Here is a 25,735-nt window from a genome sequence, read left to right as displayed (position 1 = left end):
CGTTATCGTGCCCGATGCCAGCAGGGGCATCCGGCTTCCCCACCCTTCTATCGCTTCAGCTCCCTGATCAGGTCGGCCAGACGCGAATCGTCAGGCAGGAGGTGCGCCAGTCTCCCGGCATATTCGAGCGCGGCGACGGCGTCGCCTCTCTCGCGGCTCAAGTCCAGCGCGGCTGACAGCAGCTCCAGATTGTAGGGATGTCCGCGTAGACTTTCCATCAGCACCGCAAGCGCGTCGTCGCGCCGGCCCGCGGTGTTCAGCCCGATTGCATACACGTAAGCGTAGCGCGCCTGGTCCGGATCCAGCGACGCAGCCCGACGCAGCTCGTCGAGGGCCTCCTCGCTGCGCTTCTGGCGCACGAGTGTCAGACCAAGCGCGTGGTGGAGAGATGCGTCTTGCGCGGACGCGGAGAGCGCTTCACGCAGGATTTTCTCCCCGTCACTGTCGCGTCCGAGCTGCCGATACAGATCGGACAGGTTGACGGCGGCTGCCACAAACGAGGGATCGAGCCTCAGGGCGGCGCGGTATTCGGCTTCCGCCTCGACAGCGTTCTCCTGGCGGGCGAGGAAGTTGCCGAGCGCCGTGCGCGCCTCCGGCCGATCCGCGTTGAGCTTCTGCGCAGCGACGAATTCGCCGGCCGCCTGCGTGAACCTGTCGCGATCAGCCACTCGCCGGCGTGCTGGAGGCACGACGGCCAGAACTTCGGCGGCGCGAATGCGCACACCACGCACGGGATCGCCCAGTCGTGGTGAGGCGAGCAGCCAGAGCTGATCGGCGGGCGCTCCTTCGAGCCGATCGAGCGCGCCGAGTCTCACAAGCGGATCAGAATCGGAAAGCCCATGCTGGATCGGATCGAGAAGCGGTGCCGGAAGCTCCGCCAGCGCGCTGGCGCGGACGATACCGGGAACGTCAGCCGATTCGGCGATTGCGGCGAGCTGCGCTTGCGCGTCGGCAGCCTCGCTCCAGCCAGCATGAAACGCACGCGCATAGGTCTGATGGCCGCGCCGCTCCGGCCCGAACCAATCCTCGATCTGATGCGCCGCCCAGGCCGCCGGCTTGTCGCGATGGCAGTCGTTGCACGCATTCGGTGCGCCCGTCTGCACCGAGAGATCGGGACGCGGAACGCGGAAGCCGTGGTCGTGGCGGCGATCGAGGACCATGTAGCGGCGCTCCGGCATATGGCAGGCCGAACAGCCCGGCGGCGGCGAGACATGCGCGTGGTGCCGGTGCGCCACGGATTCATATTGAGCGGGCATATGGCACTGCGAACAAACGCCGTCTCCGGGCGTCTTCAACGTTGCGCTGTGCGGGTCGTGGCAGTCGCTGCAGGTCACGCCCTTGGCGAACATCCTGCTCTGTTTGAACGGCGCGTAATTGTAGGTCTCCTCGTCGTCGCGCATCTGGCCGTCGGCATGAAAGCGCTGGCGGTCAAGCAGCGATACACGGTGTGTGTCAGAGAGCGGTCGGCCCGGTATCCAGTCTTCCGAAAGCTGCCCGCGGCGCGCATGGCAGCGTCCGCAGGTCTCGACCTCCTTGCGCAGGGCCGGCGCGGGCGCGCTGCGTATGGGTGTCAGCGCGCCACTCCCGGCGGACCAGGCGATGCCTGTGCGCTCGTCGAACCTGACAAGCAAACCGTTTTCCGGACCGCGCGAGGCCGACTTCTGACGAGCCCAGGCGACATGGCGCGAGCCTTCTCCGTGACAGGCCTCGCAACCAACGCTGATCTCGGCAAAGGTCGTCGCGAAGCGGTCCTTGGCGGCGTCGTAGTTCTTGTGCACGCCGGTCGAGTGACACTCGGCGCACATGAAATTCCAGTTCTGGTTCAGCCTGGTCCAGTGCAAGGGATCGCTGCTGGTGACGGCCGCATCCGGATAGAGGTGAAACCAGCGCTGGCCGCCCTGGTCCTTCGGGCGCGTGTCCCAGGCGATCGAAAGAGCCTGCAGGCGGCCGTCGGCGAATTCGATCAGATATTGCTGCAGCGGCTCGACGCCGAAGGAATATTTGATCTCGAACGTCGCGAGCTTGCCGTCCGGATCGTCGGTCTCGACGAGGAACTTCTTGCCGTCACGGAAGAAGCGCGAGCGTGTGCCGGCGTATTCGAACGTTGCATCGCTGAAATCGCCGCGCACAGATTGCTCGGTCGCGTGATCCATGGCGTGCCGATGCTGCGAGCCTTGCCAGAGCCTGGCTTGCGTCTGGTGGCATCCAGCGCAAGCCTGGCTGCCGACAAAGCCGAGCTCGGCCGTCTGTTGCGGCTGAACCGCGATGTCCGGCCTCGTGAACCAGTAGAGCGCGCCAGCGATCACTGGGATCAGCAGGCCGATGCCGAGCGCCACTCCGGTGGCCTTCTTACGGGTGACTGCCTGGGATGGTTGTGGCGCATCAAGCGGCGGCGCGGGCCGCGGACTCGCGCGGGTCTTCTGACGCTTGCGGTTCTTTCCGGAGCCTTTTGCCACGTCCGACTACCGATCCGAGCGAGCTCTCAGGGTTGGGATCATACGCGCAGGTCGTTGTCGTGAAGCGCGATTCTCGTTTCGCGGGCAAGATCGATCAGCGATGCGCAAAACATCACCATCGCCGCCATGAACAGGATCGCCACGCCGTATTCGTGGTCGAAATGCAGCAATGCGCTGATGAAGGCGATGATGACGATCAGGGCGGTCAAGATCGCCGCGATCACGGCGCAGTACAGCGATCGGTTCAGAAAGACCGCCCGCCGGCGCAGCCGTGGCAGATCGGCCTTGAGAAACGATTTCGATTCGTCACTCTCGGGAATGCCGTGGATGAACTGCGACCGGTCGATCACCCGGTTGATCCGGGAGATCAGCACGGAAATGAAGCCTGCGACGGCGCCGAGCAGAAAGGCCGGTGCCGCCACATTTGCGATGATGCGACCGAGCTGGTCGATCGAAGGCGTCACTGGCATCAGATCGGTTACAGTCTGCATATGTTGGTCCGTCGATGTGCGGGTGTTGGCTATTATCGAAGGAGATCTACCTTTGCAGCCATATCGGGCACGCGGCTCACCCGGTAGCTGGCGTTGCTGCATTTGAGCACCCAGACCGCGTAGTCCGGTTTGGAGCGCTTCGCATCCCTGGTCGCGCCAAGTGCTTTCTCGCAGGCGAAGCCTTGTGCACGTATTTGGGCCGCGAGCATGGTCTGAATCGTTTCCTCGGCGGCCTGCGCCGATCTTACGACGCCGTTTCCGGGTCCCAGTACCGACGGAAGGGCCAGCAGAGCTATGGCGAGCGCAAGGGCAATGCGATGGCTCAGAACTTTCATGCGATGCTCCATCAAGCAGAGATCGTGAACTAAATCGAAAAGTCTTCTTTCTGGATTTCTCTTGTTGCGGACCACGCCGCACCGAGCAACAGCGCAAAACACGCGTGGAGCACGACCGCCGGCCATAACAGGATGCCCACCAACCGGCCGTCGTGCCCAACATAGATGAGATAGATCGCTGCCAGAAGGTTATAGATCAGAAGCGTTTGAACAGATGATCGTTTGTCGGGAGTCTTGGCGGGCGACGGCCACGTCGCGAGCACCAGTGCGAGCAACGCGATGGACGTGAGCCGCCCCAGCGCATCCCCGGCGTTGGAGAATTCAGCGCCAAAGACCAGTGAGGCGAACAGTGGTGGCCAAACGAACAGGACGAGGCCGGCGGCTGCGGCTTCCAGTGCGGCGGCGAGAATGGTCCATTTCACAATGCTCGGACTGTCCCACATGGTTTCAAAACCGACAGATGAACTCTCGAAGTCGACCTCTTGTGATGTTCATGGCTTTCTCCTCTGCGTTGCGGCGAACGGCCAGTTCAATGCACTGCTAGTTCTTGCCTTGCGTCTGCGGCTCCGATGCGAGTTTGACGGTCAGCTTGTCGATCTTGCCGGTAAACTTGAACGGAGGGTCGTAGCGATACTCCGCCAGCGCTATCCCGGTGCGCGTGTCCTGGCCGATGTCGAAACTTTCGTCCTCCGGAAGCGTGACCGGGATGGTGTGCTCCAGCGTATTCCGCGCCACTTCCTTGCCATCGACCGACAAGATGCCCGTGCCACCCTTACCGAGCCCCGGACCGTCCGACTTGAACTCGAAGACGATGGTGTGCTTGCCGGTTGTCAGCTCCGGTCCCTCCCAGGCCGTTCGCTTGAGGTCGAGCAGGTTGTACAAGAACACCGCCTTGCCGCGACCAATTCCGAACTCACCTTTGCTCAGGAACAGGCCATAGCCGCCGAAGCGCCCACCGTGGGTGACGATCATGCCCTCCGCACCACCCTCGGGGACGCTGACCTCAGCGGTGATCGTGTAGCCCTTGTTCAGGATATCGGGCGCGGCGCTGGCCGGCGTGCCGATCAGCTCGCCCGAATAGGTGAAGGTGGTGCGCCCCGCCGTCAGGCTCGGACGCGGCGTATTCCAGCGCGCAAGCGTCGAGTTGTCGAGCGGCAGCACGTTGTACTTCTTCGCTTCGGCGTAAAAGAGATCCTGCATCTGCTTGAGCCTGTCCGGCATCTTGGCAGCAAGGTCACTGGACTGCGTAGGATCCTCCTGGACGTTGTAGAGCTCCCAATTATACCCGGTGATCACGTCCGGAGGCGTCTTGGTGCTCAGTTCCCAGGGAAGCGTCGCCGGTGTCGTGGCGGCGACCCATCCATCCTGATAGATGGAGCGATTACCGAGCATCTCGAAATATTGCGTGGTGTGGCGCGTGGGCGCATTGGCGTTCGCCTCGTCCCACGTGTAGGCCATGCTGACACCTTCGATGGGAATCTGCTTGATCCCGTTGATCGTGTCGGGTTGTTGAATGCCTGCCGCCTCCAGGATCGTCGGCACGATGTCGATGACGTGAGAGAACTGGCGACGGATGCCGCCCACGTCGTTGATATGCCCGGGCCATGACATGACCACGCCCTGGGCGGTCCCGCCGAAATGTGACGGCACCTGCTTGACCCACTTGAAGGGCGTATCCATCGTCCACGCCCAACCTGCGGCGAAATGCGGGAAGGTCCTCTCCGATCCCCAGAACGGATACCAGAGCAACTGATCCTTCACCGGCACGGCCACGCCGTTGAAGGTCGTGAACTCGTTCGGCGTGCCGTTGAGCATGCCTTCGGCGCTCGCGCCGTTGTCGCCACCGATGTAGATGATCAAGGTGTTGTCGAGCTGACCCAGATCCTCGACGGCCTGGATCACCCGCCCGATCTCATGGTCGGCGTAGGCGAGGTAGGCTCCGTAGATGTCCGCCTGCTTGATGAAGAGTTTCTTCTCGTCCCAGCTCAGCGAATCCCATTCCGGCAGGTCTTTCGGCCAGGACGTCAGCTTGGCATTCTCGGGCATGATGCCGAGCCGCTTCTGGTTCGCAAAAATGTTCTCGCGCACCTTGTTCCAGCCCTCGTCAAACAGGTGCATGTCACTGATCTTCTTGACCCACTCGGGCGTGGGATGATGCGGCGCATGCGTTGCGCCCGGCACGTAATAGATGAAGAACGGCTTGTCGGGCGCGATCTCCTTGAGCTGCTTCATGTACTGGATCGCGTCGTCGGCCATCGCCGTCTCGAGATTCCAGCCGGGATTGTCGAGGAAGGGATAGATCGCGGTCGTGTTGCGAAAGAGATTCGGCTGCCACTGGCTCGCATCGCCACCGACGAAGCCGTAGAAATATTCGAAGCCCATTCCATTCGGCCATTGCCCGAACGGCCCCGCCTGGCTCGACTGGTAGGACGGCGTGTTGTGGTCCTTGCCGAACCATGAGGTTGCGTAGCCGTTTGCCTTCAGGATGGTGCCAATCGTGCCCTTCTCGATCGGGATGATGGAATCGTAACCCGGGAAACCCGTTGCAATTTCGCCGACCACCCCATAGCCAACCGAGTGGTGGTTACGCCCGGTGATCAGCGCTGCGCGCGTCGGCGAGCACAACGATGTCGAATGGAAGTTTGTGTAGCGCACGCCAGCCTTGGCGATCCGATCCATGCTGGGCGTAGGGATGACGCCGCCGAACGTGCCGGGCGCGCCGAAACCCTGGTCATCCGTCATGATGAGCAGAACGTTCGGTGCCCCCTTCGGCGGCACGACGCGGGGTGCCCACCAGGGTTTCGACTCCGAGGCCTTTTCCCTGACAACACCGCCGAATTTCGGATCGGGCGGCGGGAGCTGCTTGCCGTCGATGGTGGTGGTGGCTCCGGGCGAGCCCGGGGTACCCGTAATTTGCTGGGCATGTGTCGCGAAGGTCGCGAGCGGTACCAGGAAGAGTGTGACAATGAGGCTGCGCGGATTCATCATTTGTCACTCCACTGAAATCAGGGTTGGAGCTGTATGCGGTGCGGTACTTCCTCTCGATACCAAAAGAACTGCTGAGACTGCCGGCCTCAACCCCGGCAACCAGAATAGCAGGAGAGAGGCGAGCTATGGCGCACGCCTCTCTCCATTCAAGAAGGCGTCTCAAGTCCTCTGAGCCCAGCGATCCACATCACTTCTCAACGCATTGCTGGACGAACTTGACGCGGTCCACCATGCCGAGACCCTGCGCCTCGGCCTGCTTGCGACAGCCCTCGCGCTTGTCGATCCGCAACTGGATCTTGTCGACCAGGCTCAGGCCGACAGTGCCGACTTGCGGTGCGGCCGAAGCCGTCTTTCCGGCGTCGGCCGAGGGACCGTCGCCGGCAGCGCGCGCAGCCTCCTGCAGCCGCCTGGTGTCGTCCGGGCTCAGCTTCGGCCGATCGATGTCCAGCGCGATCCTGTTGATCCTGCCGGTGAAGACGAACGGCGTCTGATAGTCGTTGTCGTCGACCGGCGTGCCGGTGTCGGAGCCGATGTCGAACGCCTCGTCCCACTGGAGGATCAGGGGAAGCGTGTGCTCCATCTTCTCCGTGGCCACCGCGTTGCCGTCGACTTTCAGCGTTCCGGTGCCTCCGGCTCCGATACCGCTATAGTTGCCGTACACCATGGTGCCGGCACCGAGGCCGTCGTACTTGAAATCGAACTCGATCACGTGCTTGCCGGGCGTCAGCTCCGGCCCCTCCCAGCGCACGCGCTTGAGGTCGACGAGATTCCACGTGAACACGGGCTTGCTCTTCAGAACATAGAGCCCATAGCCGCCGAACCGGCCGCCCTGGGTCACCAGCACGCCCTCGGCGCCGCCTTGCGGAATGTCGACATCGGCCTTGAAGTTGTAGGAGGCGTTGAGCAGGCTCGGCGCGTCGCCATTCGGCGTGCCGGTTATCGGCCGCGTCCAGCTGAAGCTGGTCCGGCCGGCACTGAGGCTCGGGCGCGGCGTGATCATCCGGGTCGCCACCGACGAGTCGAGCGGCAGCACCTGATATTTCTCCGCCTCCTTCCAGAACATCGCCTGCAGTTCCTTCAGCTTGTCCGGATACTTGGCGGCGACGTCTTCGGCCTGCGTCCAGTCGTTGCCGAGGTCGTAGAGCTCCCACGGGTAGTCCTGCGGGCTCGGCAGGTTCCTGGCAATTGTCACCCACGGCGGCCGCAGGACCTTGGTGCTCGCGATCCAGCCATCATGATAGAGCGCGCGATCGGCGAACATCTCGAAATATTGAGTCTTGTGCGTCGTGGGCGCCGCCGCGTTCTTCTGATCGAACGTGTACATCATGCTGACGCCTTCGATCGGGCTTTGCTTGATGCCGTCCACCATGTCAGGCTGCTTGATCTGGGCCGCCTCGAGGATGGTCGGTACGACGTCGATGACGTGGTGGAACTGGTGGCGGATGCCGCCCTTGTCCTTGATCCCCGCTGGCCAGGAAATCGCCATGCCCTGGCGCGTGCCGCCGAAATGCGAGACGATCTGCTTGGTCCAGGAGAACGGCGTGTCGAACGCCCAGGCCCAGCCGATCGACATGTGGTTGTAGGTGCGGTCGGTACCCCAGACATCGTAGAAGTATTTGAGCTGATCCTCGACCGACGGGGTGATCTGGTTGAACATCGCCACTTCGTTCGGTGTGCCGTTGGGCTGACCTTCCGCGCTGGTGCCGTTGTCGCCCTCGATGTAGATGATCAACGTGTTGTCGAGCTTGCCCATGTCGTCGATCGCCTGGATCACCCGGCCGATCTCACTGTCGGCATAAGCCGCATAGGCGGCAAATACGTCAGCCTGACGGATGAACAGCTTCTTCTCATCGGCTGAGAGCTGATCCCATTCCTTGATCAGATCTTTCGGCCACGGTGTCAGCTTGGCATTCGGCGGAATGACGCCGAGCCGTTTCTGGTTCTCGAAGATGGTGTCGCGCAGCTTGTTCCAGCCCTGGTCGAACAGATGCATGTCGCCAATCTTCTTGGCCCACTCCGGCGTTGGGTGATGGGGTGCATGCGTCGCACCTGGGGCGAACTTGACGAAGAACGGCGTGTCCGGCGAGAGCGCATTCATCCGGTTGACATAGTCGATGGCGTCATCAGCCATGGCCGTCACCAGATTCCAGCCGGGCTTCCCTTCGTAAGGATGAATCGGCGTGGTGTTGCGGACGAGATTGCCGGGCTCCCATTGGTTGGTATCGCCGCCCATGAAGCCGTAGAAATATTCGAAGCCCATGCCTGTCGGCCATTGATCGAATGGTCCAGCCTGGCTCGATTGGTATTCGGGCGTATTGTGATTCTTGCCGAACCACGCCGTGCGATAGCCGTTGTCGGTCAAGATTCGGCCGATCGTGGCCTTGTCCTTGGTGATGATGCTGTCGTAGCCCGGGAAGCCGGTGGCCTGTTCTGCGATAACACCATAGCCCGCCGAGTGATGGTTGCGACCCGTGATCAAAGCCGCGCGCGTCGGCGAGCACAGCGCCGTTGAATGGAAGTTGGTGTAGCGCAATCCGCTTTGCGCGATACGATCGAGCGCAGGTGTTGGAATGACGCCGCCGAACGTGCTCGGCACGCCGTAGCCGGCATCATCGGTGATGATGAGCAGCACGTTCGGTGCGCCCTTGGGTGGCACCACGCGGGCCGGCCAGAACGGTGTCGAATTGCGCGCATCGCGCTCGATCTTGCCGCCGAATTTCTGCGGAGGCGGCGGCAGCTGCTCGCCGGGAATGGTGATGGTCGCCGCAGGTGAGCCCGGCGGCGGCGCAGCTTGTTGGGCTTGTTGTGCGAATGCTGGCGCCGAAAAGGCAAGGGTCAGTGAGAATGCGACAAGATGAAAGGATCGCGCAGTGCCCATGGCAATTACTCCCCTCAAATGAAGCGCTATCATTTTCCGGCGATCAGAGAGAAGGCTTGATGTGGATCAACAGATCAAGATGACGGATCAGAAGCCGAGATGTTGGAGACGGTGGAGCGGCGTTTTTCCGTAAACTCCCGGGACCTCATCTCCATCGCGCTGGTATCATAGCGCGGTAGTGTTGTTTGCTTGCTACACTTGATTGCCAAATATTCCTGCAACATCAACAACTATGGCAAGCCCGGTCGGCTGGGTCATATGATCAGTAACATATCAGGCGCTCCCACTGAGCAAAGCTCGTGGTTCGGGAGGAGTCAGCATGCGATTGACGAAAGCGTTTGCCGCTATTGCATTTGCGGCCTTGGCATCGATACCGAGCAAGACCTTGGCCGATGAGAGCGGCATCAGCTTCTGGATCCCGGGCATGTTCGGCAGCCTTGCTGCCACACCTCAGCAACCGGGCTGGACGGCCGCCGCGATCTACTATCACACCTCGGTGTCCGCCGGCGGTGACGTGGCGCGTGCGCGCGAGATTCAGATCGGCCGGATTCCGGCGAACCTGACGGCCACGTTGAACGCGAACGTCAATGCGAACGTGGATCTCGGACTGTTGAACGCGACCTACGTCTTCGCAACGCCGGTGCTCGGCGGTCAGGCCTCGGCCAGCCTGATCGGAATCTACGGTGCAAACTCCACTTCGCTCAACGGACTGCTGACGGGGACGCTCACGACGCCGCTGGGCTCGGCTTCCGTCTCGCGCTTCGATTCGATCAGCGATTCCGTGACCGCCTTCGGCGATGTGATCCCGCAATTCGCGCTGCGCTGGAATGCCGGCGTCAACAACTACATGACCTATGTCACGGGCGACATCCCGGTCGGGGCTTACCAGTCGACCCGGATCGCCAATATCGGGCTTGGACACGGGACCATCGACGCGGGCGGCGGCTATACCTATTTCAATCCGCAGACCGGACATGAGCTGTCCGGCGTGCTTGGCTTCACCTATAATTTCAAGAACACCGATACACAGTATCAGAGTGGCGTGGACATGCACTTCGACTGGGGCGCGTCCCAGTTCGTGAGCAAGCAGGTGCAGGTGGGACTCGTCGGCTATGTCTACCAGCAGCTCGGCTGCGACGGCGGATCCGGCGATCGCGTCGGCTGCTTCCGCTCGCGGGTCGGCGGGATCGGCCCGCAGATCGGCTTCATCTTCCCGGTCGGCGACAAACAGGGCTATCTCAACTTCAAGGCCTACAAGGAATTTGCCGCCGAAAACCGGCCCGAGGGCTGGAATGCGTGGGTGACGTTCGTGATTTCGCCGGCGGCACCCCCGCCCGCAGTGACGCCGACGAAGCACGTCATCACGAAGTGACGGGCGTTCGGCGGCGCACATGGGCCGCTTGGCAAGTGACGTTGCTCGTCCTTCAGCCGTCAGACTATAGTTCGGGCTTTCGTCGTGTGGCGAGACCAAACGCTTATTCAACGTCGCCGTCATCAGCGCCGGTGAACGCGTCGGTCCGCAGCCGCCACGAAATATGGAGGTCGGCATGTCACTGCTCGGCAAGGCAGCCGTCGCGATGTGGTGGAGCGTACGCCCCGAACAGCGCAGCGCGTTCGGCGACTGGCATTCGCATGAGCATTTTCCGGAGCGGATGGGCATTTCCGGATTCCGGCGCGGTTCGCGCTGGACCAGCACGACGGACGCAGAGGGCTTCTTCGTGCTCTACGAACTCGAGCAGTATGAGGCGCTCATCTCGAAGGGATATCTCGACCGGCTCAACGCGCCGACGCCGTGGTCGACGAAAATGATGCCGCATCATCGATGACGCCACAGGATGTGGCGGCAGTCTGATCGATCGTCGTTGCGCCAACTCAGGTCCCGGCACGAACGAGCGCAATTTCGCACCGGCCAGGCCTGATTGGCCGAGCCGGCGCTGCCAACAAAAAGCAAAAAAATCGAGCCCCCCTGTCGGATCGGCGCCATCCCGTTCGTCCTCTGGACATGAATGGGCTGTAGACGCCAAGGTCGGCCCATCAGTTCAAGAGGATGAAAGAAACATGCCCAGCACTATTCGCCTGCACCGCGTTCTCGCCACCAGCCCGCAGAAAGTCTATCGCGCCTTCCTCGAGGCGGATGCGATGGCGAAATGGCTTCCGCCGAACGGCTTCACCTGCACCGTGCATCATTTCGAGCCCAAGGTGGGCGGCACGTTCAAGATGTCGTTCCGCAATTTTACGACGGGCAACAGCCACTCCTTCGGCGGCGAATATCTCGAGCTCGTCCCCGGCGAACGCCTGCGCTACACGGACAAGTTCGACGATCCCAATCTGCCGGGCGAGATCCAGGTGACGGTGATCCTGAAAAAGGTCTCGGTCGGCACCGAGATCGACATTACGCAGGCTGGCATCCCCGACGTCATCCCGCCGGAAGCCTGTTATCTCGGCTGGCAGGAATCGCTGCGGAATCTGGCGAAACTCGTCGAGCCCGAGATCAATCAGTAGCGTTCCAAGCGGAACTGAGCGCGCGCCTCGTCCTTCGAGACGCCCGCCTTTGGCGGGCCCTCAGGATGAGGCTAAGCAGCATCTTTGCCCGTCGAAATTGCTGCCACACGCTCCGTCCTCATCCTGATGAGGGCCCGCCAACGGCGGGCGTCTCGAAGGATGGGCCGCAGAGAGACGGTGTTCAAATGCGATGGCCCTGTCCGCAAACGGGAGAGGAGCGAAACTGCCCCGTGGCCATCACGTGACCGCGCCTTACGCGCCCGCCCTCGACTTGAGCCCGCCGTCCGCGGTCCAGCGGTCCGGCTCGGGACTGTGGCCGATCAGCGCGAGGCCGTAGGCGATCGATTCGAACTGGTCGCCCGACATCAGCCGCTCGTTGCCGAACCGCTCGGCGAACAGTTTTCGCACCGCAGGCACGAAGGAGGTGCCGCCGGTCAAGAACACCTTCTCCACCTCGCGCGCGGTGATGCCGGCTTCGCCGAGCACCTTGTCGACGGTCGCACCCAGGCGGGCGATATCGTCGGCGATCCAGGCCTCGAAATTCTTGCGTGTGATGGTCGCGCCGATGTCGACGCCGCCGCCCTTGAAACGGAAGTCGACCTGGTCATGCGCCGACAGCGCGACCTTGGCGTCGGACACCGCGCGGTACAGCGAGAAGCCGAGGTCGAGATCGACGATGGTGATGAAATCCTCGAGCAGCTTCGGCTTCAGCGCGGTGCGCGCAAGCTCCCGCAGCTCGCGCAGATCGCCGTTGCTCTTCATCATCGCGAGCTGATGCCAGCGCGCGAGGTTGGTGTAGTGGCCGCTGGGGACCGGGAGCACCTTGTCGAACGAGCGGAAGCTGGAGCCCTTGCCGAGCCGCGGCGAGACCACGTGGTCGACGATGCGGTAGTCGAACGTATCGCCGGCGATGCCGATGCCGGCGTGGCCGAGCGGCTCGGCGCGCAGGACGCCGCCGGCGCGCGAGAAACGCATCACGGAGAAATCGCTGGTGCCACCGCCGAAATCGGCAACCAGGACGGTCGCATCGCGCTCCAGCCTGCGGGCGAAGGAGAACGCGGCGCCGACGGGCTCATAGACATAGCGCGCGTGGCCGGCACCGAGACGCTCGAACGCGGCCCGGTAGCGCTGCATCGCCAGCGCCTCGTCGGGATTGCCGCCGGCGAAGCGCACCGGGCGGCCGACCGTGATGTTGGACGTCTCGAAGCCGAACTTCTCGCCGCCATGGCGCGCCAGGGTGCGCAGGAACGCCGCCAGGATGTCCTCGAACTTGAAGCGCTGCCGGAACACCTGGGTGGTGTTGAAGCTAGAGCTCGCCGCGAAAGTCTTGAACGACTGGAGGAAGCGGTAGACGTGGCGGCCTTCGAGGAACGTCTCGATCGCCCACGGGCCGCCCTCGGCCTGGGCGCCGGCGCCCGGCCGGTCCTCCCAGAAGCACAGGGCCGACACATAGGTGCTGTGGCGCTGTCCGCCGTGGTCGAAGCGGATGGCCTCGACCCGGCGATCGTCCGCGGCAAGGGCGACGACCGTATTGCTGGTCCCAAAATCGATGCCGATCGAGACGGCGGGCGAGGCGCTCGACATGAACCACTCTGACTGTTGATTGGAAAAGGGGGCAGACCACTAACGACTTTGACCTGCCCTGCCAAGGGCCGGTTTGCTGCAGCGCGGTCGGAATTCGCACCCCATCGGGCGTCATTTCGCGTCGGGCGGAGCCAAAGGATCCCTGCTTTCGCGTCACTTTCCGGCTGGTAGCAGGGCGTTCGCGGGCCGCGATCCTATTTTGGCCGTCCAACCAGCAATTTTTAGCCCGGAACGGCCGCTTTAACGGATGATTATGTTGCAATGCGGGATGGGGCATGCTGCTATGCAATGGCATGCATAGACACTGGCATCTGGTATACGTAGATTGCCCTCCGAAATGAGACAGCAATACTGACTGTCTCGAGAAAGGGAATTCCGATGTCCAAGACCGCTTCCGTCGCTCTCGTCCCCTCCTCCTCGCTGTTCACCCGCCTGGTGGCCGCGATCGACCGCCTCCTGATGGCGAGCGCCGAGATCTCGAATCACAACGGCGACCTGCCGCGCTTCGGCCTGTAAGCCGGGCGTTTCCCGCGCTGTCACGCAGCGCGACGGTTTCAGAACAATTCACATACGACTTTTGATGAATGGCCCCGCAGGACGGGGCCATTTCTACTTGTGCTGTCCCCGAGTCACCGCTGCGGCCGGACAAGCCTGCGGCATTTGCGCACGGTGACCGGACCAGCGCTTGAAGCTTGGCATAATGCATACAAGAATGCCCCTCCAGCGCTCGCAGAAAAATTAGAGGCGCCACGGGAGGCTTTATGACGGACATGGTGCAGGCAACGGCCCCTACCACCGCGCGCGTTAGCGACACGTATCGCTGGGCGCAATTGGCGATCGGTGTAGCGGCGATGGTGATGATCGCCAACTACCAATACGGCTGGACGTTCTTCGTCCCCGACATCCAGAAGAAGTTCGGCTGGGATCGCGCGTCGATCCAATGGGCCTTTACGCTCTTCGTGCTGTTCGAGACCTGGCTCGTGCCGATCGAAGGATGGTTCGTCGACAAATACGGTCCGCGCATCGTCGTGCTGGTCGGCGGCGTGCTCTGCGCCATCGGTTGGGCGATCAACGCGCAGGCAACCTCGCTCAACGGCTTCTATCTCGGCATGATCATCGCGGGCATCGGCGCCGGCGGCGTCTACGGCACCTGCGTCGGCAACGCGCTGAAGTGGTTTCCGGACAAGCGCGGTCTCGCTGCGGGCATCACGGCCGCAGGCTTCGGTGCAGGCTCCGCGCTGACCGTCGCGCCGATCCAGGCCATGATCAAGGACAGTGGATTCCAGACCACCTTCCTCTATTTCGGCCTGGGACAAGGCATCATCATCTGCATCCTCGCCTTCTTCCTGCTGGCGCCGAAGCCGGGCCAGGTGCCGAACGTGGTGGCGAACGCCAATCTGCTGCAGAGCCGCCGCAACTATCAGCCGACCGAGGTGCTGCGTCAGCCGATCTTCTGGCTGATGTACTTCATGTTCGTGATCGTCGGCGCCGGCGGCCTGATGGTGACGGCGAACCTCAAGCCGATCGCGGCCGACTGGAAGGTCGACAACGTGCCGGTCACCTTGATGGCGGTGACGATGACGGCGGTGACCTTCGCCGCCACGATCGACCGCGTGCTCAACGGCCTGACGCGTCCGTTCTTCGGCTGGATCTCGGACATGATCGGCCGCGAGAACACGATGTTCATCGCCTTCGGCATGGAAGGGTTCGGCATCTGGATGCTCTACCTCTGGGGTCACGATCCCCTCTGGTTCGTGCTGCTCTCGGGCTTCGTGTTCTTCGCCTGGGGTGAGATCTACTCGCTGTTCCCCTCGACCTGCACCGACACGTTCGGCGCAAAGTTCGCGACCACCAATGCGGGCCTGCTCTACACTGCGAAGGGCACCGCCGCGCTGCTCGTCCCGGTCGGAAACCTCATGCAACAGTCGTCGGGTACATGGGACAGCGTGTTCATCATCGCGGCCGGCGCCAACATCATGGCTTCGCTGCTGGCGATCGCGGTGCTCAAGCCCTGGCGCAAGGTCGTGGTCGCAAAATCGACCGTCTGACGTCTTCGCCACAAACCATTCAAGCACGACGCCCGGCCTCGCGGCCGGGCGTTTTTCGTTTTGCGCGGAACTTCCTGGATTCCGATAACCCGAACGGAACTGCGTATTTTGTTGAAGGCGGATCCAAGTTAGGACTTGCAATCTGGAATATGGTATACCAAGGTGCCGGCCGCGCTTGCGACGATAAGCCACAACATTTGCGACACTGGGTCATCTTGCAATCCCAGGCTGCAATCAATCAGGCGCGTTGGGAGGTTCTTGATGATTTCCAGCACGGACGGCGCCGTCACGGCCGCGCCTCTTCGCACAGGTTTCCGTTGGCTCCAACTCGTCATGGGCATCGTCTGCATGGCGATGATCGCCAACCTGCAATATGGCTGGACGCTGTTCGTCGATCCGATTGATGCGGCCCACCATTGGGGTCGCGCCGCGATCCAGCTCGCTTTCACCATCTTCGTCGTCACCGAGACCTGGCTGGTTCCGGTCGAGGCCTGGTTCGTCGACAAATACGGCCCGCGCATCGTCGTCATGTTCGGCGGCGTGATGATCGCGCTCTCCTGGGTGCTCAACTCCTACGCCGACTCGCTCACGCTGCTCTACGCGGCAGCGATCATCGGCGGCATGGGCGCCGGCGCGGTCTACGGCACCTGCGTCGGCAACGCGCTGAAATGGTTCCCCGACCGCCGCGGCCTCGCCGCAGGCGCCACCGCTGCCGGCTTCGGCGCGGGCGCGGCGCTCACCATCGTGCCGATCGCGACCATGATCGCATCGAGCGGCTACCAGCACGCCTTCCTCACCTTCGGCATCGGCCAGGGCGTGATCGTGTTCATCCTCGCCTTCTTCATCCAGCCGCCGCGGCTCTCGATCCCGCCGAAGAAGAAGCAGCTGAACCTGCCGCAGACCAAGATCGACTTCACCCCGCCGCAGGTGCTTCGGACCCCTATTTTCTGGGTGATGTATCTCGTCTTCGTCATGGTCGCCTCCGGCGGCCTGATGACCGCGGCGCAGATCGCCCCGATCGCGCACGACTTCAATATCGCCAACACGCCGGTCACGCTCGCCGGCTTCCAGATGGCGGCGCTGACCTTCGCGATCTCGCTGGACCGCATCTTCGACGGCTTCGGACGTCCGTTCTTCGGCTGGGTCTCCGACACGATCGGCCGCGAGCACACCATGTTCATCGCCTTCGGCACCGCCGCGGTGATGCTGCTGACGCTGTCGGCGTATGGTCACGTGCCCATCGTCTTCGTGCTCGCGACCGCGGTGTATTTCGGCGTGTTCGGCGAGATCTACTCGCTGTTCCCCGCGACCTGCGGCGATACCTTCGGCTCGAAGTTCGCGACCACCAACAACGGCATGCTCTACACCGCAAAGGGCACCGCATCCCTGCTCGTTCCGCTCGCCAGCGTGATCTCGGCAACGTACGGCTGGAAGGCCGTGTTCGTGGTCGCGGTGGCCCTGAATGCGATGGCGGCGCTGATGGCGCTGTTCGTGATCAAGCCACTGCGCCGCTCCTTCATCCTCGGCAAGGAAGCCGAGAGCGCCACGACCGCGACCGGCAGCGCCAAGACCGAGACGGCGTGACAAACCACACACTTTGCACGGTTGAAAAAGGGGCGCAGAATGCGCCCCTTTCTTTTTGGCCAAGTTTTTTGGCCGAGGCCGGAGGCACCGCAAACGTCAGTAATGCTGTCGCAAGATTTTTCGGATCAGCCAAATCCAGCGCTTGACGATTGGCATTATGTATACCACACTTACCTCGTCATTCACCCAGGGAGGTTGCAATGCTGGTCGGAGACATTCTGCGCAAGAAGACACCGCGCGTTGTCACGGTGCGAATGAACGAAACGGTGGGTATCGCCGCCAAGCTGATGCGCGCCAACAACATCAGCGCGCTCGTGGTCAAGGACGTGGTCCGCTCCGAGGGCAACACCGCGGTCGGCATGTTCACCGAGCGCGACGTGGTGCGCGCGGTCGCCGAGCACGGCACCAATGCCGTCAACGTCAAGGTCTCGCAGCTCGTCTCGGTGCAGCAACTCGTGTCCTGCACATCGAGCGACACCATCGAGCACGTCCGCCATTTGATGAACCGGAATCACATCCGCCATTTGCCGGTCATCGACGATTACAGCCTCGTCTCCGTCATCAGCATGCGCGACATCGCAGCTGCCATGGACGAAGCGATCAACGGCACGCCGCAAGCCGCCGCCTAACCGACACGACCCTTCCCCTGCGACTACCGGCCCCGGCTCGGATGCTTCCGAGCCGGACCGGATCTTTCGTCCCAAAATTCCGGTCTCCCGCGAGGATTTCATGAAGATCTGCATCTACGGCGCCGGCGCGATCGGCGGATATCTCGGGGTTCAGCTCGCGCGCGCTGGCGCCGATGTCAGCCTCATCGCACGCGGTGCGCACCTCGCCGCGATGCGCGAGCGCGGCCTGACGCTGCTCGCGGGCGAGGAGACGCACACCGTGCACCCGCGCTGCACCGACGATCCCGCCGAGCTCGGCGTGCAGGACTACATCATCATCACGCTGAAGGCGCATTCGATCACCGGCGTGATCGAGAAGATGCAGCCGCTGCTCGGGCCCCACACCCGCATCGTCACCGCCGTCAACGGCATCCCCTATTGGTATTTCTACAAGCACGGCGGCCAACACGAGAACTCGACGCTGGAGAGCATCGATCCCGGCGGACGGCAATGGCGCGAGATCGGCGCCGAGCGCGCCATCGGCTGCATCGTCTATCCCGCGACCGAGATCGAGGCGCCCGGCGTGATCCGCCACGTCTATGGCAACAATTTCCCGCTCGGCGAGCCTTCCGGCGAGATCACGCCGGACGTGCAGCGCCTCGCCGATCTGTTCGTCGCGGCCGCGCTGAAAGCGCCGGTGCTCGACCGCATCCGCGACGAGATCTGGCTCAAGCTGTGGGGCAATGTCTGCTTCAACCCGATCAGCGCACTGACCCACGCGACGCTCGACGTGATCTGCACCGACCCATCCACGCGCGCATTGTCACGCGCGATCATGGTGGAGACGCAAGCGATCGCCGAGACGTTCGGCGTCAAATTCCGCGTCGACGTCGAGCGCCGCATCGAGGGCGCCCGCAAGGTCGGCGCGCACAAGACCTCGATGCTCCAGGATCTCGAGCGCGGCCGCCCGATGGAGATCGACCCGCTCGTCACCGTGGTGCAGGAGATGGGCCGCCTCACCGGCATCGCCACGCCCGCGCTCGACTCGGTGCTGGCGATGGTGACCCAGCGCGCCCGCATCGCCGGCCTCTATGACAGCGTCTCGACGCCATCAGATCCGCGCGCACTGGCGGTGGCATGATGGCGGGCGAGATGAAGAAATGGCTCCGCTATCGCCATGCCGGCACGACCGGCTTCGGCACGCTGACGTCATCGGGCATCAGCGTGCACGAGGGCGAGATGTTCGGCCGCAACGTCGCGACCGACAAGATTCTGGCGCTGTCGGAGGTCGAGCTGCTCGCGCCCTGCGCACCCAGCAAGATCGTCGCGCTTTGGAATAATTTTCACGCACTCGCCGCCAAGCTCAACCAGCCCGAGCCGCCGGCGCCGCTCTATCTTCTGAAAGCCACGACCAGCATCACGACGCCGGGCGCCGTGATCCGCCGCCCCTCTTATTACGACGGCAAGACGACCTATGAAGGCGAGCTCGGCATCATCATCGGCAAGACCTGCGCCCGCGTCTCACCGGCGGACGCGGACGGCTTCATCTTTGGCTACACCTGTGTCAACGACATCACCGCCAACGATATCCTGACCAGCGACCCAACTTTCCCGCAATGGGCCCGCGCCAAGGGCATCGACGATTACGGCCCGTTCGGCCCTGTCATCGCAACCGGCCTCGATCCGGCCAGGCTCGTGGTCCGCACCGTCCTCAATGGCGCGGAGCGGCAGAACTATCCGATCTCGGACATGATCTTCACCGCGCAGGAATTGGTGAGCAAGATCTCCCACGACATGACCCTGCTCCCCGGCGACCTCATCGCGGTGGGCACCTCGGTCGGCGTCGGCGTGATGAAGGAGCCGGTGAATATTGTGACCGTCGCGATCGACGGCATCGGCGAGCTCACCAACGAGTTTCGGCTGTAGCGGCAGACGCGGTGCCGTAGCCTGACCATCGGAATGAAGGCTCGCCGGCCATTTTCGCCGCAGCGCGGCAATATTGATCCTGCGCAAATCGCAATATTGCGGCCGCCATTATCCTTCCCGGCAACAGATTGATTTCTGATGCAAGGGAGGAAGCCATGACGAATGCCGGTAATGCATTTTTGTGGACGGGTCTGTACTTTGCCCTCGCGTTCGCTGCGATCTTCGTGGTCTGGTTCGCCGACAAGATGCGCTCGAACTTCCTCGGCAAGTGATCGACCGAGGCGCTCGGGTTCACCGGCTGCTAGTGCCGTAGTGTCGTAGCCCGGATGAGCGCAGCGACATCCGGGGAAGTCTTTGTTGCGGCACCCCGCATGTCGCTGCGCTCATGCGGGCTACAAGACGTGTCCCTTCGGGAAAATTCGGCAACCCACGCCGTTCGCCACTGATCGGCCGACGCAATCAGTCGTGGATCGCGCGACCGGATACATCCCGCTCGCCCCCGCGCCCCTTGATCTCGGTTCCGCTCTCCAATAGCAAATATGGCGAGATTGTGCCGGCGTGAGGAAGTCACGATGTGGCTGTTTTTCCTGGTTGCCTGGTTTGTCGTGCTCGCCGCCATCGCGCTTCTCGCCCAGGCGTTTGGCTACGACGTCGGTCATCTGCCCGCCTGGTTCGCGGGCCTGCCGATGCCGCAACGCATCGCGGCCGGCGCGATCCTGGTCGTGATCCCAGCGCTGGTCGGTGCCTCCGCCTGGTGGCTGTCGCGCCAGGACCGTCGCCTCAACAAGCTGCGTGACCGCCTCAAGAAGACCCGCGAGGATGTCGTCGTCGCCCACGCCCTGCAAAACCACTTAGATGCCACCGTCCAGCACCTGATCGAGAGCGATCCAAGGGAGGCCGTTTCCGCCCTCCACGACAAGCTGGGCGAAACCGAGCAGCGCGCGCTGCTCCAGCAGGGCCGCAACGAATCCACCGACATGCACGACCAGCTCGCCGAGATCCGCCGCCGCCAGCAGGCGCTGCGCGAGATGGTCGGCAAGGTCGCGGATCAGCGCCGTGCGGTCGAGCCCGTCTTCACCGAGATCCGCGACCGCCAGAACCAGCTCGAACGCTCGCTGCACGACCTCGAGACCGACGACCGCAAGAACAATCTCGCCGACCGGCTCAAGGACATCGCGCGCGACGTCTCGACGCTGCTGTCGCGGGTGAACGCGGTCCACGGCACGTTCGCGACCCTGAACCAGTACAAGGACGATCTGGCCAAATCCCACGCCGAGCTGGTGCCGCTGCGTGCATCGGACGCCGGCATCAACGCCCTGATCGGCGAGCTCAGCCTCAGCCACGATCACCTCGCCAAGACTGTCGACGAGCTCGAGACCGGCGGCGAAGCGCCGCTCGGCAGCCGCGTCGAGACGCTGTCGAAGAACAAGATCGAGATCGAGCAGCGCCTCTCCCGCATCGACGACAGCTTCAATATCCTCAAGACAATCAGGCTCGATTTCGAGGAGCTCGGCCAGCGCCAGGCGCAACTCGAACGCTCGCTCGCCGATGTCGAGACCGATCCCGACGGCAGGACTCTCGCCGACCGCCAGAATGCGCTCAATGATTTCGTCATCCAGTCGCGCCAGCGCCTCGGCGCGCTGCAGGAAACGCTCGCAACGCTCAACGCCTTCAAGACGGAGCTGTCGAAGTCGCAGGCCGACCTCGTCCCGCTGAAGGCCCCGGTGTTCGGCATCGAGGCGATGATCACCGACGTCGGTGCCACCCGCGACCTCCTCGCCAAGACCGTTAGCGAGATCGAGGCCAACGCGGGCGTGACCCTCGCCTCGCGCGTCGACGCGCTGACGACAAGCAAGCGCGAGGTCGAAGACCGGCTCGCCCGCATCTTCGACAATTTCAACGCGCTCGATGCCTTGCGCAAGGACATCGGCGGCATCTTCTCGACGATCCGCAACAGCCTGAACCGGATCGGTTAAAGGCCCTCGAACCGCGATCTCACTCCGTGCGACCAATCCCGCATGCGCTTCATCCTCGGCCTCCTGTCCGCCCTGCTCGGCATGCTCGCCGGCTGGTCGGCGCTTGCCGCGCTGGTGATCGCTCTGGCGGGGCCGGACCGCGACGGCGGCATCGCCATGGGCGCCTTCTTCAACATCGGCCCGATCGGCGGTATCGCCGGCCTGATCGCCGGCATCTGGCTGTTCATGCGTTTTGGCCTCGTCCGGCACGCAGCGCCGCAGCCGGCCGCGGAAACCTCCGATGCCCCGCCTCGCCGCGCGACGCGGTTGTCCCTCCCGTTTGCCATCCCCGTCCTGCTCATCGCGGCGGGCCTCGCCTGGTGGGGATGGTACGAGCTGATCCGCTCGCCCAATCTCAGCCACGGCTTCATGACGCTCCAGGTCGAGTTTCGCCTGCCCGCCGGCATGACCCTGCCGGACAAGGAAGCGGACGTGCAGATCGAAGTCGAGGAAGCGCAGGGCTATGCCAACGCGATGTTGCCGGCCAACTGGCGCGCCCATGATGGCGATCGCCGGGCGATCATCGCCACAGCCTCGCTGATGTACAAGACGCGCCACCGCGCCGTCAGCCTGACGCTGCCGGGCGTGCCCACGCAGCGCTGGTCAATCGACCTTCCCTCCGATCCGGATCCGACGCCCGGCTTTTCGCCGTGGCGCGTTGCGAGCGAAGCATCGCCCACTGGGATCGAGATGCATTTTCGTCTCAGCGCCGACCGCTGAAGCGACGCTCCGAAACATCCGGACACATCACATCTGCGTACGCCCGACAGATGCCGCCAACATGTCGCGGGGGTGCCGCACTGTGGTCGCATTCGGCCGCCCTTCTGTGAGGCGTGTCTGGGGGCACGGCCCAGCCGTGTTTGGACCAAACCTTCTAGGGGTATGCTGTGAAGAAGATTGTAATTGCTCTGGGTGCTACGTTTGCTCTGGCGACGGCTGCGAACGCTGCGGATCTGCCGCGCCGGCAACCCGTGCCGGTCTATCCGGCCGAGCAGGCTCCGATCGGCAAGATGCCGATTGGCAAGAGCCCGGTTGGAAAGGCCCCGATCGGCAAGGCGCCGGGCCCGGTCGCAGCGCGCTACTGAGCGCGACGCAAATACGCGCGGAAGCAGAATCTGCGTAAGCGGCTGACAGTCGAGGGGCATAGCGTGACGAACAAACCTGATCGATCGGGACCCTGCATTCTCGCAGGCCTCGCTCTCGCGGCCATGATCGCATGCACGACGCCCTCGGCCTCGGCCCACGAAGCGAACAAGCGCGTTGCCGACGCAAATGCGCTTGCCACGACCGACACCGCATCACGCCCGGCGCCGCAATCGACGCGGCGCCCGGTCGCGCGTGCGGAGAAGGGTCCCTATTACGTCGACTTCCGCGCGCGGACGGCGGCGAGCTGGGGCCATGCCTTCGTCTGGTACGGCAAGACCAGCGAGCGCGCCGTCGAGGTCGCGGGCCTGACGCCTGCGGGCGACACGCTTGCTTACGTGCTGGGTCACCTCACCTGGGTGCCGTCCGAGACCGGCGCGAGCTATGGCGATCTCGATCCGGACTATCTGACCGCGAGCTACCGCGTCTATCTGAACGAAGCCGATGCCAAGCGCGTGTTCGCCTATATCAAGAAGCTGCAGGCGAGCTCGCCGGTGTGGAACGCCGAGACCACCAACTGCACCGGCTTCATCGGCGACATCGCCGAGTTCATGGGCCTGAAGGTCCCCTATCGCTGGCAGCGCCCGGAAAACTTCGTCAACAGCCTCAAGGACATGAACGGCGGCCGGCAGATGGTGCGGCTGTCGGCGGAATAGCGCCAGTGCCGTAGCCCGGGTGAGCGTAGCGATACCCGGGACAACTCGCGGTGAGAATCCCGGATGTCGCTTCGCTCATCCGGGCTACAAGATATCCGTCGCCACCATCACGCAAAACAACATCTCCTGAGGCTATGGTCCTGGCTTTCGCCAGGACGACGGCGGTGATTGCGGAATGCACCGCGCCCCAATTATCCGCCCCGCGGAATCCCCCTCACTCCCCGCATAATCGCCCCGCCTCCACCGCACGCCGGCGCAATAGACATTTCCCGACCTCGGCGGCATCCTCCCGCCATCAACCGATAACAGAGCCTGCGGGCCACCCGGGGGAAACATCATGCTGCAGACACGGTTCACCAAGCTCGTCGGCGTCGAGCATCCGATCGTCCAGGGCGGCATGCAGTGGGTCGGACGGGCCGAGCTGGTCGCGGCCGTCGCGAACGCCGGTGCGCTCGGCTTCATCACGGCGCTGACCCAGCCGACGCCGGAGGACCTCACCAAGGAGATCGCGCGCTGCCGCGACCTCACCGACAAGCCGTTTGGCGTCAACCTCACCATCCTGCCCGCGATCAAGCCGCCGCCTTACGCCGAATACCGCGCCGCGATCATCGAGGCCGGCATCACGGTGGTCGAGACCGCCGGCAACAAGCCGCAGGAGCATGTCGACGAGTTCAGGAAGCACGGCGTCAAAGTCGTGCATAAATGCACCAGCGTCCGCCACGCGCTCTCGGCCGAGCGGATGGGCGTCGACGCCATCTCGATCGACGGGTTCGAATGCGCCGGCCACCCCGGTGAGGACGACACGCCCGGCCTGATCCTGATCCCGGCCGCCGCCAACAAGGTCAAGATCCCGATGATCGCCTCCGGCGGCTTTGCCGACGCGCGCGGTCTCGTGGCGGCGCTGGCGCTGGGCGCGGAAGGGATCAACATGGGCACCCGCTTCATGGCGACCAGGGAGAGCCCGATCCACCAGCTCATCAAGGAGAAGATCGTCGCCAATGACGAGCGCGAGACCGAGCTGATCTTCCGCACCATGCGCAACACCTCGCGCGTCGCCAGGAACGAGATCTCGACCAAGGTGGTCGCGATGGAGAAGGAAGGCGCCAAGTTCGAGGACATCCGCGAGCTGGTCGCGGGTGCCCGCGGCAAGATGGTCTATGCGACCGGCAACTCCGACGAAGGCATCTGGTCGGCCGGCCAGGTGCAGGGCCTGATCCAGGACATCCCGAGCTGCGCCGAACTCATCTCGCGCATCGTGCGCGAAGCGGAGGCGATCATTCGCGGCCGGCTGGAAGGCATGATCATTCAGCCGCAACGCGAAGCAGCGGAATAGTCACTGCAAGAAGCGAGAGCAATTCATGAAGGCTTATGTCTACGGCCCTGAGGGCGCTCGGATTTCCGACGTCGCTCAACCAAAACCCAAAGGCACGCAGGTGCTGGTAAAGGTGCGCGCCTGCGGCCTCAATCGCGCCGACACCGGCATGCGCAAAGGCCACGCCCATGGCGCGGCCGGTGGGGTCGGCACCGTGCTCGGCATGGAATGGGCCGGGGAGGTCGCCGAGCTCGGACCGGATGCAAAGGGTGTGAAGGTCGGCGACCGCGTCATGGGCTCGGGCGGCGCGGCCTTCGCGGAGTACACGCTCGCCGACCACGGCCGGCTGTTTCGCGCGCCTTCGAACATGAATTTCGAGGAGGCCGCCACCCTCCCCGTCGCCCTTGCGACCATGTACAACGCGGTCGTCATGGTCGGCGGCGTGCAGCCCGGGCAAGCCGTCCTGATCCAGGGGGCCAGCTCCGGCGTCGGCCTGATGGCGATGCAGATCGCCAAGCTGAAGGGTGCAAAACTCGTGATCGGCTCGTCGACCGATGCCTATCGCCGCGGCCGGCTGAAGGAGTACGGCGCCGACCTCGCCGTCGATTCCGCCGATCCCAAATGGGTGGAGGAGGTGCTGAAGGCGACGAACGGCGAAGGCGTCGATCTCATCGTCGACCAGGTCTCCGGCAAGGTCGCCAACCAGAACCTCGCCGCGACGCGAGTTTTGGGCCGCATCGTCAATGTCGGCCGGCTCGGCGGCACCCATGCCGATTTCAACTTCGACCTGCATGCCGCACGCCGCATCGACTATGTCGGCGTCACCTTCCGCACCCGCACCATCGAGGAGGTCCGCGAAATCTTCGAGGAGGTCCGCAAGGACATCTGGGGTGCGGTGGAATCGCGAAAACTGCAGTTGCCGATCGACAAGGTGTACCCGTTCGACCAGATCGACCAGGCGTTCGAGCACATGGAGGCGAACAAGCATCTGGGGAAGATCGTCGTCACCCTATGAAGCTCGAGGTGCGGTGAGGCACGAGCGATTGGGCACCACCCTCTCCACTCGTCATGGCCGGGCTTGTCCCACGGCTGTCCGGTTCAAAATTATTGGACAGAGCGCATGGCGTTGATTCTACTCGATCCTGGACGTCTGCAAGCGTTCCGGGACACGAATGGAGATCAGCGCCATGCCGCACCACAATACAGTAT

22 protein-coding genes are annotated in these 25,735 nt (G+C 63.4%); 15 read left to right on the top strand and 7 right to left on the bottom strand.

Annotation, left to right across the window (positions count from 1 at the left end):
* Positions 1-47: 47 nt before the first annotated feature.
* The 6 genes from RAD15_RS27055 to RAD15_RS27030 all read right to left on the bottom strand — a co-directional run bounded on the left by RAD15_RS27055 (position 48) and on the right by RAD15_RS27030 (position 9,148).
* Positions 48-2,336 (bottom strand): tetratricopeptide repeat protein, encoded by a 2,289-nt coding sequence (locus tag RAD15_RS27055; RefSeq protein ID WP_458181263.1) that lies wholly within the window; start codon positions 2,334-2,336, stop codon positions 48-50.
* Between the two features lie 158 nt (positions 2,337-2,494).
* The gene (locus RAD15_RS27050; RefSeq protein ID WP_458181262.1) at positions 2,495-3,049 is read right to left on the bottom strand and encodes a DUF2721 domain-containing protein; all 555 of its coding nucleotides are present in this window, start codon (positions 3,047-3,049) and stop codon (positions 2,495-2,497) included.
* On the bottom strand, positions 2,980-3,282 hold the full coding sequence (locus tag RAD15_RS27045) for a hypothetical protein (RefSeq protein ID WP_458181261.1): 303 nt from the start codon (positions 3,280-3,282) through the stop codon (positions 2,980-2,982). Before RAD15_RS27045 ends, RAD15_RS27050 begins: the two co-directional genes overlap by 70 nt.
* A 29-nt stretch (positions 3,283-3,311) precedes the next feature.
* A complete protein-coding gene (locus tag RAD15_RS27040) occupies positions 3,312-3,704 on the bottom strand; it encodes a hypothetical protein (protein ID WP_458181260.1) in 393 nt (130 codons plus the stop codon).
* Between the two features lie 118 nt (positions 3,705-3,822).
* The gene (locus RAD15_RS27035) at positions 3,823-6,267 is read right to left on the bottom strand and encodes an arylsulfatase (protein WP_458181397.1); all 2,445 of its coding nucleotides are present in this window, start codon (positions 6,265-6,267) and stop codon (positions 3,823-3,825) included.
* Positions 6,268-6,457: 190 nt separating this feature from the next.
* Complete coding sequence (locus RAD15_RS27030) at positions 6,458-9,148, bottom strand: arylsulfatase (protein ID WP_458181259.1); 2,691 nt, start codon at positions 9,146-9,148, stop codon at positions 6,458-6,460.
* A 319-nt stretch (positions 9,149-9,467) separates the two neighbouring features.
* Here RAD15_RS27030 and RAD15_RS27025 point away from each other — a divergent pair, with 319 nt between their 5' ends.
* The 3 genes from RAD15_RS27025 to RAD15_RS27015 all read left to right on the top strand — a co-directional run bounded on the left by RAD15_RS27025 (position 9,468) and on the right by RAD15_RS27015 (position 11,650).
* Complete coding sequence (locus RAD15_RS27025) at positions 9,468-10,520, top strand: SphA family protein (RefSeq protein WP_458181257.1); 1,053 nt, start codon at positions 9,468-9,470, stop codon at positions 10,518-10,520.
* Between the two features lie 175 nt (positions 10,521-10,695).
* On the top strand, positions 10,696-10,974 hold the full coding sequence (locus tag RAD15_RS27020) for a hypothetical protein (protein WP_458181255.1): 279 nt from the start codon (positions 10,696-10,698) through the stop codon (positions 10,972-10,974).
* A 232-nt stretch (positions 10,975-11,206) separates the two neighbouring features.
* Positions 11,207-11,650 (top strand): SRPBCC family protein, encoded by a 444-nt coding sequence (locus RAD15_RS27015; RefSeq protein WP_211417586.1) that lies wholly within the window; start codon positions 11,207-11,209, stop codon positions 11,648-11,650.
* Positions 11,651-11,902: 252 nt separating this feature from the next.
* On the opposite strand, the gene RAD15_RS27010 is transcribed toward RAD15_RS27015, so the two are convergent.
* A complete protein-coding gene (locus tag RAD15_RS27010) occupies positions 11,903-13,234 on the bottom strand; it encodes an Hsp70 family protein (protein WP_458181253.1) in 1,332 nt (443 codons plus the stop codon).
* A 378-nt stretch (positions 13,235-13,612) separates the two neighbouring features.
* Here RAD15_RS27010 and RAD15_RS27005 point away from each other — a divergent pair, with 378 nt between their 5' ends.
* The 12 genes from RAD15_RS27005 (at position 13,613) to RAD15_RS26950 (ending at position 25,541) form a co-directional block, all read left to right on the top strand.
* A complete protein-coding gene (locus tag RAD15_RS27005) occupies positions 13,613-13,750 on the top strand; it encodes a hypothetical protein (RefSeq protein ID WP_458181251.1) in 138 nt (45 codons plus the stop codon).
* A 245-nt stretch (positions 13,751-13,995) separates the two neighbouring features.
* On the top strand, positions 13,996-15,282 hold the full coding sequence (oxlT, locus tag RAD15_RS27000) for an oxalate/formate MFS antiporter (protein ID WP_458181250.1): 1,287 nt from the start codon (positions 13,996-13,998) through the stop codon (positions 15,280-15,282).
* A gap of 261 nt (positions 15,283-15,543) precedes the next feature.
* Positions 15,544-16,866, top strand: coding sequence for an oxalate/formate MFS antiporter (oxlT, locus tag RAD15_RS26995; RefSeq protein ID WP_458181249.1), 1,323 nt, complete (start codon positions 15,544-15,546; stop codon positions 16,864-16,866).
* Positions 16,867-17,066: 200 nt separating this feature from the next.
* A complete protein-coding gene (locus RAD15_RS26990; RefSeq protein ID WP_458181248.1) occupies positions 17,067-17,495 on the top strand; it encodes a CBS domain-containing protein in 429 nt (142 codons plus the stop codon).
* Between the two features lie 100 nt (positions 17,496-17,595).
* The gene (locus RAD15_RS26985) at positions 17,596-18,615 is read left to right on the top strand and encodes a 2-dehydropantoate 2-reductase (protein WP_458181246.1); all 1,020 of its coding nucleotides are present in this window, start codon (positions 17,596-17,598) and stop codon (positions 18,613-18,615) included.
* Positions 18,612-19,400 carry a fumarylacetoacetate hydrolase family protein gene (locus RAD15_RS26980; RefSeq protein ID WP_458181245.1) on the top strand — a complete coding sequence of 263 codons (789 nt, stop codon included), beginning with the start codon at positions 18,612-18,614 and terminating at the stop codon, positions 19,398-19,400. Before RAD15_RS26985 ends, RAD15_RS26980 begins: the two co-directional genes overlap by 4 nt.
* 572 nt (positions 19,401-19,972) lie before the next feature.
* The gene (locus RAD15_RS26975) at positions 19,973-21,376 is read left to right on the top strand and encodes a hypothetical protein (protein ID WP_458181244.1); all 1,404 of its coding nucleotides are present in this window, start codon (positions 19,973-19,975) and stop codon (positions 21,374-21,376) included.
* A gap of 42 nt (positions 21,377-21,418) precedes the next feature.
* Positions 21,419-22,135 (top strand): hypothetical protein, encoded by a 717-nt coding sequence (locus tag RAD15_RS26970; protein WP_458181243.1) that lies wholly within the window; start codon positions 21,419-21,421, stop codon positions 22,133-22,135.
* Positions 22,136-22,302: 167 nt separating this feature from the next.
* Positions 22,303-22,500 (top strand): hypothetical protein, encoded by a 198-nt coding sequence (locus RAD15_RS26965; RefSeq protein ID WP_458181242.1) that lies wholly within the window; start codon positions 22,303-22,305, stop codon positions 22,498-22,500.
* 63 nt (positions 22,501-22,563) lie between these two features.
* A complete protein-coding gene (locus RAD15_RS26960; protein ID WP_458181241.1) occupies positions 22,564-23,214 on the top strand; it encodes a hypothetical protein in 651 nt (216 codons plus the stop codon).
* 337 nt (positions 23,215-23,551) lie between these two features.
* Entirely contained in the window at positions 23,552-24,547 is a 996-nt protein-coding gene (locus RAD15_RS26955) for an NAD(P)H-dependent flavin oxidoreductase (RefSeq protein WP_458181240.1), read from the top strand.
* A gap of 25 nt (positions 24,548-24,572) precedes the next feature.
* Positions 24,573-25,541, top strand: a complete 969-nt coding sequence (locus RAD15_RS26950; RefSeq protein WP_458181238.1) for a zinc-binding dehydrogenase — start codon at positions 24,573-24,575, stop codon at positions 25,539-25,541.
* Positions 25,542-25,735: the final 194 nt, after the last annotated feature.

The organism is Bradyrhizobium sp. 14AA (genome assembly GCF_054185205.1).
This window is presented reverse-complemented; position numbering and strand designations above follow the sequence as displayed.